The sequence below is a fragment of the Pseudomonas sp. 86_A genome, assembly GCF_017491705.1.
GTDB classification, from domain to species: domain Bacteria; phylum Pseudomonadota; class Gammaproteobacteria; order Pseudomonadales; family Pseudomonadaceae; genus Aquipseudomonas; species Aquipseudomonas koreensis.
Genome location: NZ_JAFGYS010000011.1, coordinates 105,547 through 120,165 on the forward strand (window position 1 = coordinate 105,547; position 14,619 = coordinate 120,165).

A 14,619-nucleotide genomic window follows, 5' to 3' on the forward strand; every position below is an offset into this window, starting at 1 on the left:
GAATCCCCAAGGAGACCACTCCATGAGCCTCAATATCTTCTGGTTCCTGCCTACCCACGGCGACGGCCATTACCTTGGCACCGCCGAAGGCGCCCGCGCCGTCGACCATGGTTATCTGCAACAGGTCGCGCAAGCGGCGGATCGTTTGGGTTTTGGCGGTGTGCTGATCCCTACCGGGCGCTCCTGCGAAGACTCGTGGCTGGTGGCAGCATCGCTGATCCCGGTGACCCAGCGTCTGAAATTCCTCGTCGCCCTGCGTCCCGGGATCATTTCCCCGACGGTAGCGGCGCGTCAGGCCGCTACACTGGATCGTCTGTCCGGTGGTCGTGCGCTGTTCAATCTGGTGACCGGTGGCGACCCGGAAGAGTTGGCCGGTGATGGTCTGTTTCTCAGCCACGAAGAACGCTATCAGGCCTCGGTGGAATTCACCCGGATCTGGCGTCGCGTGCTGGAAGGCGAAACCGTTGATTACGACGGCCAGCACATCAGTGTGAAGGGCGCCAAGCTGCTCTATCCGCCGATCCAGCAACCGCGTCCGCCGCTGTACTTCGGCGGTTCGTCGGAAGCGGCGCAGGATCTCGCTGCCGAACAGGTCGAGATGGTCCTGACCTGGGGCGAACCGCCAGCAGCCGTCGCCGAGAAGATCGAACAGGTGCGCGTCAAAGCCGCCAAGCTCGGACGCACCGTGCGCTTCGGCATTCGTCTGCATGTGATCGTCCGTGAAACCAACGCCGAAGCCTGGCAAGCGGCCGATCGCCTGATCTCGCATCTGGACGATGACACCATCAAACGTGCGCAAGCATCGCTGGCGCGCTTTGACTCGGTCGGCCAGCAACGCATGGCCGCGCTGCATGGCGGCAGCCGTGACAACCTCGAAGTCAGCCCGAACCTGTGGGCCGGCGTCGGTCTGGTGCGCGGTGGTGCGGGGACCGCGCTGGTCGGTGACGGTCCGACCGTCGCGGCCCGCGTGAAGGAATACGCGGATCTGGGTATCGACACGTTCATCTTCTCCGGTTATCCACACCTGGAAGAGTCGTATCGCGTCGCGGAACTGTTGTTTCCGCACCTCGACATCGAGCGCCCGGAACTGCCGAAAAGCGCAGGCTATGTCAGCCCGTTCGGCGAGATGGTCGCCAACGACATCCTTCCCAAAGCCGCGTCGCAGAGCTGAGGCGCGCCATGAAGAAAATTATCCACAGCCTCGCGCCCTGGGCGTTGCCGGTGTTGTTGCTGGCGGTGTGGCAGTTGTCGGTGTCGGCCGGTTGGTTGTCGACGCGGATCCTGCCGGCACCGGTGGCGGTGATCGAGGCCGGCGTCAGTCTGGTGCGTAGCGGCGAGATCTGGACGCACCTGGCGCTCAGTGGCTGGCGTGCGGCGCTGGGCTTCACCATCGGTGGCAGCATCGGTCTGGTGCTGGGGTTCATCACCGGCCTGTCGAAGTGGGGCGAGCGCCTGCTCGACAGCTCGGTGCAGATGATCCGCAACGTGCCGCACCTGGCGCTGATTCCGCTGGTGATCCTGTGGTTCGGCATCGATGAGTCGGCGAAGATTTTCCTGGTGGCATTGGGCACGTTGTTCCCGATCTACCTCAACACCTATCACGGCATCCGCAACGTTGATCCGGCGCTGGTGGAGATGGCGCGCAGTTACGGCTTGAGCGGTTTCAGCCTGTTCTGGCAGGTCATCCTGCCGGGGGCGCTGCCTTCGATTCTGGTCGGTGTGCGTTTTGCGCTGGGCTTCATGTGGCTGACGCTGATCGTCGCGGAAACCATTTCGGCCAGTTCCGGCATCGGCTATCTGGCAATGAATGCCCGTGAGTTTTTGCAGACCGACGTGGTGGTGCTGGCGATCCTGCTTTACGCGGTGCTCGGCAAACTTGCCGACCTCGCCGCCCGTGGACTTGAGCGGGTGTGGCTACGCTGGCATCCGGCTTATCAAGTCGCCAAGGGAGGTGCGGCATGACCGCTCAACAACCTCCACGCCTGCTGCGCGGGATACCGCTGGTGGTGCGCAACCTGCAGAAAACCTTTGGTGCGCGGCAAGTGCTGCGCGACATCGACCTGCACATTCCAGCGGGGCAATTCGTCGCCGTGGTCGGGCGCAGCGGTTGCGGCAAGAGCACCTTGCTGCGCTTGCTTGCCGGCCTCGATCAACCGACTGGCGGCGACCTGCTGGCCGGCGCCGCACCGCTGAACGATGCACGGGAAGACACCCGGCTGATGTTTCAGGAAGCACGGCTGCTGCCGTGGAAAAAGATCATCGACAACGTCGGCCTCGGCCTCAAGGGCAACTGGCGTCCGCAGGCCCTGCAAGCGCTGGAAGCGGTCGGTCTGGCGGATCGTGCCAACGAGTGGCCGGCGGCTTTGTCCGGCGGGCAGAAGCAGCGGGTGGCTCTGGCCCGAGCGTTGATCCATCAACCGCGCCTGCTGCTGCTCGACGAGCCGCTCGGTGCGCTGGACGCCCTGACCCGGATCGAGATGCAGCAACTGATCGAACGCCTGTGGCAGCAACACGGCTTCACCGTGCTGCTGGTGACCCACGACGTCAGCGAGGCAGTGGCGATCGCCGATCGAGTGATTCTGATCGAGGACGGCGAAGTCGGCCTCGACCTGCAAGTGGAGCTGCCACGCCCTCGGGTGCGGGGTTCGCACCGACTGGCGGCGCTGGAAACCGAAGTGCTCAACCGTGTTCTGTCCCTGCCCGGCGAGCCGCCGGAGCCGGAACCTGTTTCACCCCTGCCTACGCAATTGCGTTGGGCGCAATAACTCAAGCTTTATCAACGACAGGAATCAAAGTCATGACTATCAAAGCCATCAACGTGCGCAACCAGTTCAAAGGCTCGATCAAGGAGATCGTTCTCGGCGACGTGCTGTCGGAAATCGACGTGCAGACAGCCTCCGGCATCGTCACTTCGGTGATCACCACTCGCTCGGTCAAGGAGCTGGAACTGGCGGTGGGCAGTGAGGTAATCGCCTTTGTGAAATCCACCGAGGTGTCGATCGCCAAGTTGTAAGTCTGTGAGTAAAAACAAACCCCGGAGGGCGTGAGCCCTTCGGGGTTTTTTGTGTCTGTCTTGAAGTTTGCGGCGCGGCCTTCGCGAGCAGGCTCGCTCCCACAGGGAACCGCATTCCAAATGTGGGAGCGAGCCTGCTCGCGAAGAGGCCGGTAAAGACGCTAGAGAATTCTTTTGGGCAGGTAAGGCGGAAGGTATAACCCGATATAGGCATCAAACACCCGCATCCCTTCCTCGGCCATGCGCGGCGTGATCTGCCCGTGCTGCTGCACCGAACGCGCATACACGCGGTCGCCCAGCTCCATTGCCAGGGCAAACACGTCGACATCGCTCGGCAGGCGCGGCAATTCGAAATGGTGGTCGAACAGCTTGTGCATCAGGTCGCCCAGTTCGATGTCATGCTGCCGGTCGGCCTGGGTCACTTCGGTCAGGCCGTGTTGGGCAAGGATCAGCTGGCGGGCGGCGGCGTCTTGGTCGTAGATCTCCAGCATCCGCTCCTCGACCAGCCGCGACAGGTCGCGCCAGTCGCTCAGGGCGTCGTGGTCGATCGGTGCTTGCAGGCAGGCGCGAAAAGCGGCGTGCACATCGGCGGTCAGTGCTTCAAGCAAGGCCGGCACGCTGGCGAAGAAGTGGTACACGGAGGACGGTGGAATCTGCGCGCGTTCGGCCACGCTGTAGATCGACAGGCTGGCCACACCCTCGGCGGCCAGCAGCGTACGCGCGGCGTCGAGTATCGAATCGATCCGCGCCTGGCTGCGGGCACGGGGTTTGCGGACGGGGGCGGGACGCGTCATGGAAGTCTCCTGCGGGGCAGCGGGCATTGTACGCGGAGCGCCCATCCCCAGTGCAACACAGTCCTTGTGGCGAGGGAGCTTGCTCCCGCTGGGTTGCGCAGCAGCCCCAAAACTATAAGGTCCGGTGTGTCTGAAAAACTGGTCAGCTGGTTTACGACTGCTGCGCAGCCGAGCGGGAGCAAGCTCCCTCGCCACAGGGATAAAGTTCGGGCATAAAAAAGCGCTGCGGGCTGAAATAGCCGGCAGCGCTTTTTATGCCTGACATCCGTTCACACGGTATGCAGGTACCAGTTGTACTCGAGGTCGGAGATGGAGTGTTCGAACTCCTCCAGCTCGCTCTCTTTGCAGGCGACGAAGATATCGATGTATTTCGGATCGATGTACTTGGCCATCACCTCGCTGTCGTCCAGCTCACGCAGGGCATCGCGCAAGTTGTTCGGCAGGCTTTGTTCGTTCTGCTCGTAGCTGTTGCCTTCGACCGGAGCGCCCGGCTCGATCTTGTTCACCAGACCGTGATGCACACCGGCCAGGACCGAGGCCATCAGCAGGTACGGGTTGGCATCGGCGCCGGCCACGCGGTGTTCGATGCGCACGGCATCGGCAGAGCCGGTCGGTACGCGGATCGCCACGGTGCGGTTGTCCAGGCCCCAGCACGGCGAGTTCGGTACGTAGAACTGCGCGCCGAAGCGACGGTACGAGTTGACGTTCGGGCAGAGGAAAGCCATCTGCGCCGGCAGGGTCTCGAGCACACCGCCGATCGCGTGACGCAGCGCGGCGTTCTGCTCGGGATCCTCGCTGGCAAAAATGTTTTTGCCATCTTTATCAAGAATCGAAATGTGGACGTGCAAACCATTGCCTGCCTGGCCCGGGTAAGGCTTGGCCATGAAAGTGGTGTCCATTTCATGGTCGTAGGCGATGTTCTTGATCAGACGCTTGAGCAGGACTGCGTAGTCGCAGGCCTTGATCGGGTCGGCGACGTGGTGCAGGTTCACTTCGAACTGCGCCGGGGCACTTTCCTTGACGATGGCGTCGGCCGGGATGCCTTGCTCTTTGGCGCCTTCCAGAATGTCCTGGAGGCAGTCGACGTATTCGTCGAGGTCGTCGATCAGGTAGACCTGAGTCGAGTGCGGGCGTTTGCCGGAGATCGGCGAGCGTGGCGGCTGTGGACGGCCGTTCACGTTCTCCTGGTCGATCAGGTAGAACTCCAGTTCGAAGGCGGCGCAGATGGTCAAGCCCAGCTCGTCAAACTTTGCAACAACTTGACGGAGCACTTCGCGCGGATCGGCGAAGAACGGGTCGCCTTCGAGTTCGTGCATGGTCATCAACAGTTGCGCGGTAGGGCGCTTCTGCCATGGCTCGTTGCACAGGGTATCGGGGATTGGATAGCAGATCCGGTCGGCGTCGCCGATGTCCAGACCCAGGCCGGTGCTTTCCACCGTAGAACCATTGATATCCAGAGCAAATAGAGAGGCCGGCAGGTTGATGCCTTTCTCGTAAACCTTGTGGAGGCTGGTGCGTTCGATGCGCTTGCCGCGCACGACACCATTCATATCCGCAATCAGAAGGTCAACGTACAGAACCTCAGGATGTTCCTTAAGGAACGCGTTCGCTTCGTTAAGCTGAACGGCACGCGGGGGTACCGACATGATGCAACACCTTTGTTGTTAAAAATATCAATCATTGATCTTTTCTGGTTTCAGTCAACCCGAACGGCATGCCGAAGTCAAGCAAGGCCTTTTTTGCCCTAAAAAAGCGCCGCGAGGGCATTTATGGGGCACTTCGGGGCAGTTTTTTGTGCTGGGGACGCTTGGCACCCGCAGGCTTGAGCTGGCCGTGTTGTATTTTTTACGGGGGTGTTGTGTAAAAAAATGAACAAGGCTAAGCTCGGATCAAACCCATAACAGCAATAATACCGGGGTGCTTCATGTCTCGCCTGCCGTTAATCGGCATCACCGACTGCTCGCAACAGTCCGGTCTGCATGCTCAACACATCAGTGGCGACAAATCCGTCCGTGGCGCAGCCTGCAAGGCTCGCAGTCTGTCGACGATGTTCTCGTCGGCAGCAGCCAGAATGGCAGCGTCCGTTATTCTGGACGTACGGCAAAGCATCCTGTTTATGGCGTCCCCCTCCAATATAGATCTCTTTGAGTCCCAAAGCCTGTGCCGCTCTTCGAGCCGTGCTCATGATTCTGCACGCCTTGAATGTGCACAGGAAATGCAACGCCAGCGTAAAGGGCAGGTAAGCTCCTCTTTCATTGTCTATGCGCGGTGCCAGGCGTAAGCCGGCACTGCGCGCAAGCAAGCCCCCTTTAACGCGACGCCACGGCGTCAAACTTTGCCTGACACGATGTCAGGAGACTCAGCCCAGAGGCATTTATGAGTAACAACCTCGACCAGCTCACCGATTGGTTGAAAGACCACAAGATCACAGAAGTCGAATGCATGATCGGCGACTTGACCGGTATCACCCGGGGCAAGATCTCGCCGACCAACAAGTTCATCGCCGAAAAGGGCATGCGCCTGCCAGAGAGCGTATTGCTGCAGACCGTGACCGGCGACTACGTCGAAGACGACATCTATTACGAACTGCTCGACCCGGCCGACATCGACATGATCTGCCGTCCCGACCAGAACGCCGTGTACCTGGTGCCTTGGGCCATCGAACCCACCGCCCAGGTGATCCACGACACCTACGACAAGCAAGGCAACCCGATCGAGCTGTCGCCGCGCAACGTCCTCAAGAAAGTCCTGAAACTCTACGCCGACAAGGGCTGGCAGCCGATCGTGGCGCCCGAAATGGAGTTCTACCTGACCAAGCGCAGCGACGACCCTGACTATCCGTTGCAGCCGCCAATCGGCCGCTCCGGGCGTCCGGAAATCGGTCGTCAGTCGTTCTCCATCGAAGCGGCGAACGAATTTGACCCGCTGTTCGAAGACGTCTACGACTGGTGCGAACTGCAGGAGCTGGACCTCGACACGCTGATCCACGAAGACGGCACGGCGCAGATGGAAATCAACTTCCGTCACGGCGACGCACTGTCGCTGGCCGACCAGATCCTGGTGTTCAAGCGCACCATGCGCGAAGCCGCGCTCAAGCACGACGTGGCCGCGACCTTCATGGCCAAGCCAATGACCGGTGAGCCGGGCAGTGCCATGCACCTGCACCAGAGCATCATCGACATCGAGACCGGCAAGAACGTGTTCTCCAATGAAGACGGGACCATGAGCCAGCTGTTCCTGCACCACATCGGTGGCCTGCAGAAACTCATCCCGGAATTGCTGCCGCTGTTCGCACCGAACGTCAACTCGTTCCGCCGCTTCCTGCCGGACACCTCGGCGCCGGTGAACGTGGAGTGGGGCGAAGAGAACCGCACCGTGGGCCTGCGTGTCCCGGATGCCGGCCCGCAGAACCGCCGCGTGGAAAACCGCCTGCCGGGCGCCGACGCCAACCCGTACCTGGCGATTGCCGCGAGCCTGCTGTGCGGCTACATCGGCATGGTCGAGGGTCTCAACCCGAGCGCGCCGGTGGTCGGTCGTGGTTATGAACGCCGCAACCTGCGCCTGCCGCTGACCATCGAGGACGCACTGGAGCGCATGGAAAACAGCGCGACCATCGAGAAATACCTGGGCAAGACCTTCATCACCGGCTACGTCGCGGTCAAGCGGGCCGAGCACGAAAACTTCAAGCGCGTGATCAGTTCCTGGGAGCGTGAGTACCTGCTCTTCGCCGTCTGATACGCCGGGCGCGGCTGGCAGCAGCCGCGCCTTCACCGATAACAAGGAGAATTGGCATGACCAGCAACAACCCGCAAACCCGTGAGTGGCAAGCCCTGAGCAGCGATCACCACCTGGCCCCGTTCAGCGATTTCAAGCAGCTGAAAGAGAAGGGTCCACGGATCATCACCAACGCCAAGGGCGTGTACCTGTGGGACAGCGAGGGCAACAAGATCCTCGATGGCATGGCGGGTCTGTGGTGCGTGGCGATCGGTTATGGCCGCGATGAGCTGGCTGACGCGGCTGCCAAGCAGATGCGCGAGCTGCCTTACTACAACCTGTTCTTCCAGACCGCGCACCCGCCGGCACTGGAACTGGCCAAGGCCATTGCCGACGTGGCGCCACAAGGCATGAACCACGTGTTCTTCACCGGCTCCGGTTCCGAAGGTAACGACACCATGCTGCGCATGGTCCGCCACTACTGGGCGATCAAGGGCCAGCCGAACAAGAAAGTCATCATCAGCCGCAAGAACGGTTATCACGGTTCCACCGTGGCCGGCGCGAGCCTGGGTGGCATGACCTATATGCACGAACAGGGCGACTTGCCGATTCCGGGCATCGTCCACATCGCGCAGCCGTACTGGTTCGCCGAGGGCGGCGACATGTCGCCGGAAGAATTCGGCATCTGGGCGGCCAATCAGCTTGAAGAGAAGATTCTCGAAGTCGGCGTGGACAACGTCGGTGCCTTTATTGCCGAGCCGATCCAGGGCGCCGGCGGCGTGATCATTCCGCCCGACACCTACTGGCCGCGCATCAAGGAAATCCTCGCCAAGTACGACATCCTGTTCGTGGCGGACGAAGTGATCTGCGGATTCGGTCGTACCGGCCAATGGTTCGGTTCGGATTTCTACGACCTGAAGCCGGACATGATGACCATCGCCAAAGGCCTGACCTCCGGTTATATCCCTATGGGTGGCCTGATCGTTCGCGACGACGTGGTGAAGGTGCTCAACGAAGGCGGCGACTTCAACCACGGCTTCACCTACTCCGGGCACCCGGTGGCGGCAGCGGTGGGGCTGGAAAACATCCGGATTCTGCGCGACGAGAAAATTATCGAGAACGCGCACAACGAAACGGCACCGTATTTGCAGAAACGTCTGCGCGAACTCAACGATCACCCGTTGGTGGGCGAAGTACGCGGGGTTGGCCTGCTGGGGGCGATCGAGCTGGTGCAGGACAAGGCCACTCGCAAGCGTTATGAAGGCCGGGGTGTAGGCATGATCTGCCGGCAGTTCTGCTTCGATAACGGCCTGATCATGCGCGCCGTGGGCGACACCATGATCATTGCGCCGCCGCTGGTGATCAGCAAGGCGGAGATCGATGAGCTGGTTACAAAGGCACGCAAGTGTCTGGACCTGACCCTCAATGCATTGCAAGCCTGAGTGCTAGGCTTCGAGCGGGGGAGCTGCGGCGCTCTCGCTCGAAGGTATAAGAAAGGTTGGCCTTTTCTTGAAAGACCGCCTCCGATCTTGCCAGACTAGCCGCGGTTCCAGTTGTCCGGGTTCGGCCGCTGAACAAAGTGGTTCAAAAAAGAAAAATTTGGAGCATGACGCATGAAGGCATTAGGTAAAAAGCTTGCTGGCAAGACTCTTCTCGCGCTGTCCGTGGCGGGCATGATGGCGGGTGCGGTTCACGCGGACGACAAAGTGCTGCACGTCTACAACTGGTCTGACTACATTGCGCCAGACACCATCGCCAACTTCGAGAAAGAGTCGGGGATCAAAGTCGTCTACGACGTGTTCGACAGCAACGAAACCCTGGAAGCCAAGCTGCTGGCGGGCAAGTCCGGTTACGACGTGGTTGTGCCATCGAACAACTTCCTGGCCAAGCAGATCAAGGCTGGCGTTTATCAGGAGCTGGACAAGTCCAAGCTGTCCAACTACGGCAACCTGAACAAGTCGCTGCTCAAGGCGGTTTCGGTCAGTGACCCGGACAACAAGCACGCCTTCCCGTACATGTGGGGCTCGATCGGCATCGGTTACAACCCGGAGAAGGTCAAGGCTGCGCTGGGCGTCGACACCATCGATTCCTGGGACATTCTGTTCAAACCGGAGAACATCGCCAAGCTCAAGGGCTGCGGTGTGAGCTTCCTCGACTCGCCGACCGAAATGCTCCCGGTCGCTCTGCACTACCTGGGTCTGCCAACCGACAGCCAGAAGAAAGAAGACATCAAGAAAGCCGAAGAGCTGTTCCTCAAGATTCGTCCTTCGGTCACCTACTTCCACTCCTCCAAGTACATCTCGGACCTGGCCAACGGCAACATCTGCGTAGCGGTCGGCTACTCGGGTGACGTGCAGCAGGCCAAGTCCCGTGCCGCCGAGGCCGGTGACAAGGTCAAAGTCAGCTATGCCATTCCGAAAGAAGGCGCTGGCAGCTTCTATGACATGGTCGCGATTCCGAAAGATGCGGAAAACATCGACGGCGCCTACAAGTTCATGAACTACCTGCTGCAACCGAAAGTGATGGCCGAGATCACCAACGCGGTGCGCTTCCCTAACGGTAACGCCGAAGCGACCCAGTACGTGAACAAGGACATTACCTCCGATCCAGGCATCTACCCGCCAGCCGACGTGCAGGCCAAGCTGTATGCGATCGCCGATTTGCCGGCCGCTACCCAGCGTGAACTGACGCGCAGCTGGACCAAGATCAAATCCGGTAAATAAGCCGGTTTGAAGCAGTAACCGCTGGCCGTCGTCGCCGCGACGGCGGCCAGCGGATCAATTAAATGACAGGAAGTTTTGCAGGAACGGTTTTTCGAGGGTAAGTTGCGCGCCGGTTTGGTTGCCGGGCAGCCATGGCTGTCATGTAACGCGGGGCAACTTGGGCCCAACTAATTTAGAGGACCTCCACTTGCCTATTTTTTCTTCTTTGCGCAAAGCCCTGCTGGCCACTGCCGGCCTGACGATCGCTGTCGGAGCCCAGGCCGCCGGTACGGTGCATATTTATAACTGGTCGGATTACATCGGCGAGACCACCCTGGCCGACTTCGAGAAAGCCACCGGGATCAAACCGGTGTACGACGTGTTCGATTCCAACGAAACCCTGGAAGGCAAACTGCTGGCCGGGCGCACCGGTTACGACGTGGTCGTGCCGTCGAACCACTTCCTCGGCAAGCAGATCAAGGCGGGCGCGTTCCAGAAGCTCGACAAGTCGCAGCTGCCGAACTACTCGAACCTCGACCCGGTGCTGCTCAAACGTCTTGAACAGAACGATCCGGGCAACCAGTACGCCGTGCCGTACCTGTGGGGCACCAACGGCATCGGCTACAACGTCGACAAGGTCAAGGCTGTGCTCGGTGTCGACAAGATCGATTCCTGGAGCGTGCTGTTCGAACCGGAGAACATCAAGAAGCTGCACAGCTGCGGCGTGGCGTTCCTCGACTCGGCGGATGAAATGATGCCGACCGTGCTCAACTACATGGGACTGAACGCCAACAGCACCAACACCAAGGACTACGAGAAGGCCACCGACAAATTGCTCGCCGTGCGCCCGTACGTGACCTACTTCCACTCTTCGAAATACATCGGCGATCTGGCCAACGGCGATATCTGCGTAGCCATCGGCTTCTCCGGCGATATCTTCCAGGCCAAACACCGTGCCGAGGAAGCCAAGAAGGGCGTGAACATCGCCTACTCGATTCCAAAAGAGGGCGGCGCACTGTGGTTCGACATGCTGGCGATTCCGAAGGACTCGTCCAACGTCAAGGAAGCGCACGCCTTCATCAACTATTTGCTGAAACCTGAGGTTATCGCCCAGGTCAGTGATTACGTCGGTTACGCCAACCCCAACCCGGGTTCGGACAAGCTGATGGAACAGTCCATCCGCACCGATGAAGCGGTTTATCCACCGCAAGCAGTCCTCGACAAGACGTACGTGTCGACCGAGTTGCCGCCCAAAATTCAACGTTTGATGACCCGCAGCTGGACCAAGGTCAAGTCGGGCAAGTAAGGCACAAAATATCCTGGGTTCGTCCGCATTGGGCGAACTGCACTGTTTTTTTCTGGGAGTTTCGTAAATGGCAGTTGCCTCCGGCGCCTATAAGAAAGCCCTCGAGGGCGACCAGACACCTAAGCAGGTGTTGGTCAAAATCGACCGGGTCACGAAGAAGTTCGACGAGACGATTGCCGTGGACGATGTGTCCCTGGAAATCAAGAAGGGCGAGATCTTCGCCCTGCTCGGCGGTTCGGGATCGGGCAAATCCACTCTGCTGCGGATGCTGGCAGGGTTCGAACGGCCCACGGAGGGGCGCATTTTCCTCGACGGCGTCGACATCACCGACATGCCGCCGTACGAGCGACCGATCAACATGATGTTCCAGTCGTACGCCCTGTTCCCGCACATGACCGTGGCGCAGAACATCGCCTTCGGCCTCAAGCAGGACAAGATCCCCAACGCCGAGATCGACGCGCGCGTGGCCGAGATGCTCAAGCTGGTACAGATGAGCCAGTACGCCAAGCGCAAGCCGCATCAACTGTCCGGCGGTCAGCGTCAGCGTGTGGCGCTGGCGCGCTCGCTGGCCAAGCGGCCGAAACTGCTGCTGCTCGACGAGCCGATGGGCGCCCTGGACAAGAAACTGCGTTCGCAGATGCAGCTTGAGCTGGTAGAGATCATCGAGCGCGTTGGCGTAACTTGCGTGATGGTGACCCACGACCAGGAAGAGGCAATGACCATGGCCGAACGCATCGCGATCATGCACCTGGGCTGGATCGCCCAGATCGGCAGCCCGATCGACATCTACGAAACCCCGACCAGCCGACTGGTCTGCGAATTCATCGGCAACGTCAACATCTTCGAAGGCGAAGTGATCGACGACGCCGAAGGCCACGCGACCATTACCTGCAAGGACCTCGACCGGCAGATCTACGTCGGCCACGGCATCAGCACCTCGGTGCAGGACAAATCGGTCACCTACGCGATCCGTCCGGAGAAGCTGCTGGTCACCGCCGACATGCCGACCTGCGAGTACAACTGGTCGAGCGGCAAGGTGCATGACATCGCCTACCTCGGCGGTCACTCGGTGTTCTACGTCGAACTGCCGAGCGGCAAGCTGGTGCAGTCGTTCGTCGCCAACGCCGAGCGTCGCGGCCAGCGTCCGACCTGGGGCGATCAGGTTTACGTGTGGTGGGAAGACGACAGCGGCGTGGTACTTCGCTCATGAACATGCGCAAGTTCAAACGACGGCTCAACCGAATAATTCCCAATGGCCGCCAACTGGTCATCGGGGTTCCGTTCATCTGGCTGTTCCTGTTCTTCATGCTGCCGTTCTTCATCGTCCTGAAGATCAGCTTCGCTGAAGCCGACGTGGCCATCCCGCCGTACACCGAGATCTACACCTTCGCCGAGCAGAAGCTGCAACTGCTGCTGAACCTCGGCAACTACGCGATGCTGGGTGACGACGAGTTGTACATCGCCGCCTACCTCGGCTCGCTGAAGATGGCGTTCTTCAGCACGCTGCTGTGCCTGCTGATCGGCTACCCGATGGCCTATGCCATCGCCAGTGCCCGTAAAGAGCTGCAGACGGTGCTGGTGCTGCTGATCATGATGCCGACCTGGACCGCGATCCTGATCCGCGTGTATGCGTGGATGGGCATCCTCAGCAACAACGGCCTGCTCAACGGCTTCCTGATGAGCATGGGTTTCATCGACGAGCCGCTGCAGATCCTCAACACCAACCTGGCTGTTTACATCGGCGTGGTCTACTCGTACCTGCCGTTCATGATCCTGCCGCTGTACGCCAACCTGGTGAAGCATGATCAAAGCCTGTTGGAAGCAGCCTCCGACCTCGGTTCGAGCACCTTCAACAGCTTCTGGAAAATCACCATTCCGCTGTCCAAGAACGGGATCATTGCCGGCTGCATGCTGGTATTCATCCCGGTGGTGGGTGAATTCGTGATCCCGGAACTGCTCGGCGGTCCGGAAACCCTGATGATCGGTAAAGTGCTCTGGCAAGAGTTCTTCAACAACCGTGACTGGCCGGTGGCGTCCGCCCTGGCGGTGGTGATGCTGGCGATCCTGATTGTGCCGATCATCCTGTTCAACCGCAGTCAGGCCAAGGAAATGGAGGGTAAAGAATGAAGCGCTTCCGTTTCTCCAGCCTGATGCTGGTCCTCGGTTTGTTGTTTATCTATCTGCCGATGTTGATCCTGGTGATCTACTCGTTCAACGCCTCGAAACTGGTGACGGTGTGGGGCGGCTGGTCGATCAAGTGGTACGTCGGCCTGCTCGACAACACGCAACTGATGGGTTCGGTGGTGCGCTCGCTGGAAATCGCCTGCTACACCGCGGTTGCCGCAGTGGCGCTGGGTACGCTGGCGGCCTTCGTGCTGACCCGCATCACCCACTTCAAGGGCCGCACGCTGTTCGGTGGCCTGGTCACCGCGCCGCTGGTGATGCCGGAAGTGATCACCGGTCTGTCGCTGTTGCTGCTGTTCGTGGCGATGGCGCAGATGATCGGCTGGCCGCAGGAACGTGGCATCGTCACCATCTGGATCGCCCACACGACGTTCTGTGCGGCGTATGTGGCGGTGGTGGTGTCGGCGCGTCTGCGTGAGCTGGACCTGTCGATTGAAGAGGCAGCCATGGACCTCGGCGCACGGCCGTGGAAGGTGTTCTTCCTGATCACCATCCCGATGATCGCGCCATCGCTGGCAGCGGGCGGCATGATGTCGTTCGCCCTGTCGCTGGACGACCTGGTGCTGGCGAGCTTCGTTTCCGGGCCGGGTTCGACCACCCTGCCGATGGAAGTGTTCTCGGCGGTGCGTCTGGGCGTGAAGCCGGAGATCAACGCCGTGGCGAGTCTGATTCTGCTGGCGGTGTCGCTGGTGACGTTCCTGGTGTGGTTCTTCAGCCGCCGTGCCGAAGAAGCGCGCAAGAAAGCCATCCAGCAAGCCATCGAAGAAGGCGCTGCCGATTCGTGGAAGCAACCGGACGTACGCCGCGCGCCTGCACCGGAAGCGGCTTAAACCGCGCAGCAAAAAACCTCACTCCCTGCGAAGGTGGTGAGGTTTTTTTGCTTGAATCCAGGCTTTTGTGGCGAGG

The 14,619-nt window shown here is 60.3% G+C and carries 13 protein-coding genes; 11 read left to right on the forward strand and 2 right to left on the reverse strand.

The window, feature by feature from the left end:
• The first annotated feature begins 22 nt into the window (after positions 1-22).
• From ssuD to J5M57_RS18010, 4 genes are read left to right on the forward strand one after another with little or no spacing between them, the layout of a single operon-like run.
• Entirely contained in the window at positions 23-1,171 is a 1,149-nt protein-coding gene (gene ssuD, locus J5M57_RS17995; protein WP_207848347.1) for an FMNH2-dependent alkanesulfonate monooxygenase, read from the forward strand.
• 8 nt (positions 1,172-1,179) lie between these two features.
• Positions 1,180-1,962, forward strand: coding sequence for an aliphatic sulfonate ABC transporter permease SsuC (ssuC, locus tag J5M57_RS18000; RefSeq protein ID WP_207848348.1), 783 nt, complete (start codon positions 1,180-1,182; stop codon positions 1,960-1,962).
• A complete protein-coding gene (gene ssuB, locus J5M57_RS18005; protein ID WP_207848349.1) occupies positions 1,959-2,765 on the forward strand; it encodes an aliphatic sulfonates ABC transporter ATP-binding protein in 807 nt (268 codons plus the stop codon). Before ssuC ends, ssuB begins: the two co-directional genes overlap by 4 nt.
• 32 nt (positions 2,766-2,797) lie before the next feature.
• On the forward strand, positions 2,798-3,013 hold the full coding sequence (locus J5M57_RS18010) for a TOBE domain-containing protein (protein ID WP_007967989.1): 216 nt from the start codon (positions 2,798-2,800) through the stop codon (positions 3,011-3,013).
• 161 nt (positions 3,014-3,174) lie between these two features.
• On the opposite strand, the gene J5M57_RS18015 is transcribed toward J5M57_RS18010, so the two are convergent.
• Positions 3,175-3,807, reverse strand: coding sequence for a TetR/AcrR family transcriptional regulator (locus tag J5M57_RS18015; RefSeq protein WP_207848350.1), 633 nt, complete (start codon positions 3,805-3,807; stop codon positions 3,175-3,177).
• A 269-nt stretch (positions 3,808-4,076) separates the two neighbouring features.
• Entirely contained in the window at positions 4,077-5,453 is a 1,377-nt protein-coding gene (locus J5M57_RS18020) for a glutamine synthetase family protein (protein WP_064589713.1), read from the reverse strand.
• A 730-nt stretch (positions 5,454-6,183) separates the two neighbouring features.
• On the opposite strand from J5M57_RS18020, the gene J5M57_RS18025 reads away from it, so the two are divergent.
• From J5M57_RS18025 to J5M57_RS18055, 7 genes are all read left to right on the forward strand, one after another.
• Positions 6,184-7,542, forward strand: a complete 1,359-nt coding sequence (locus J5M57_RS18025; protein ID WP_007967993.1) for a glutamine synthetase family protein — start codon at positions 6,184-6,186, stop codon at positions 7,540-7,542.
• A 56-nt stretch (positions 7,543-7,598) separates the two neighbouring features.
• Positions 7,599-8,963, forward strand: coding sequence for an aspartate aminotransferase family protein (locus J5M57_RS18030; protein ID WP_169843006.1), 1,365 nt, complete (start codon positions 7,599-7,601; stop codon positions 8,961-8,963).
• 171 nt (positions 8,964-9,134) lie between these two features.
• Complete coding sequence (locus J5M57_RS18035) at positions 9,135-10,244, forward strand: polyamine ABC transporter substrate-binding protein (protein ID WP_207848351.1); 1,110 nt, start codon at positions 9,135-9,137, stop codon at positions 10,242-10,244.
• A 187-nt stretch (positions 10,245-10,431) separates the two neighbouring features.
• Positions 10,432-11,529 carry a polyamine ABC transporter substrate-binding protein gene (locus J5M57_RS18040; RefSeq protein WP_169843008.1) on the forward strand — a complete coding sequence of 366 codons (1,098 nt, stop codon included), beginning with the start codon at positions 10,432-10,434 and terminating at the stop codon, positions 11,527-11,529.
• 67 nt (positions 11,530-11,596) lie between these two features.
• Positions 11,597-12,739, forward strand: coding sequence for a polyamine ABC transporter ATP-binding protein (potA, locus tag J5M57_RS18045; RefSeq protein WP_207848352.1), 1,143 nt, complete (start codon positions 11,597-11,599; stop codon positions 12,737-12,739).
• A gap of 35 nt (positions 12,740-12,774) precedes the next feature.
• Positions 12,775-13,656, forward strand: a complete 882-nt coding sequence (locus J5M57_RS18050; RefSeq protein ID WP_171061891.1) for an ABC transporter permease subunit — start codon at positions 12,775-12,777, stop codon at positions 13,654-13,656.
• Positions 13,653-14,543, forward strand: a complete 891-nt coding sequence (locus J5M57_RS18055; RefSeq protein ID WP_041072127.1) for an ABC transporter permease subunit — start codon at positions 13,653-13,655, stop codon at positions 14,541-14,543. The genes J5M57_RS18050 and J5M57_RS18055 overlap by 4 nt, the downstream gene beginning before the upstream one ends.
• Positions 14,544-14,619: the final 76 nt, after the last annotated feature.